Source organism: Undibacterium sp. FT79W (assembly GCF_014284215.1).
Taxonomy (GTDB): Bacteria; Pseudomonadota; Gammaproteobacteria; order Burkholderiales; family Burkholderiaceae_D; genus Undibacterium; species Undibacterium aquatile.
In genome coordinates this window covers 1-611 of sequence record NZ_JACOGB010000025.1, presented here as the reverse complement: position 1 = coordinate 611, position 611 = coordinate 1, and the positions used below count along the sequence as shown (strand labels likewise).

1 protein-coding gene is annotated in these 611 nt (G+C 49.4%); it reads left to right on the top strand.

What is annotated here, in order from left to right; translation table 11 throughout:
• Positions 1-611, top strand: a 611-nt coding sequence (locus H8K38_RS18200) for an EF-Tu/IF-2/RF-3 family GTPase (RefSeq protein WP_255423081.1), incomplete at both ends; no start/stop codon positions are given.

Genomic DNA, 611 nt, shown 5'->3' with positions numbered 1-611 from the left:
AAATGCGACATGGTTGATGACGCTGAATTGCTGGAACTCGTTGAAATGGAAGTGCGTGAATTACTGTCCAAATATGAATTCCCAGGCGACGATCTGCCTATCATCCAAGGTTCCGCAAAACTGGCGCTCGAAGGCGACAAAGGTCCATTGGGTGAAGAAGCAATCCTGAAACTGGCTGATGCACTCGACACCTACATCCCAACACCAGAACGCGCTGTTGACGGCGCCTTCCTGTTGCCAGTAGAAGACGTATTCTCCATCTCTGGTCGCGGTACAGTGGTGACTGGTCGTATCGAACGCGGTATCATCAAAGTTGGCGAAGAGATCGAAATCGTCGGTATCAAAGACACAGTTAAAACAACATGTACTGGCGTTGAAATGTTCCGCAAATTGCTGGATCAAGGTCAAGCTGGTGACAACGTCGGTGTTCTGCTGCGCGGTACAAAACGTGAAGACATCCAACGTGGTCAAGTGTTGGCAAAACCAGGTTCAATCAAGCCACACAGCCACTTCACGGGCGAGATCTACGTTTTGTCGAAAGATGAAGGCGGTCGTCATACACCATTCTTCAACAACTACCGTCCACAGTTCTACTTCCGTACAACGGACGT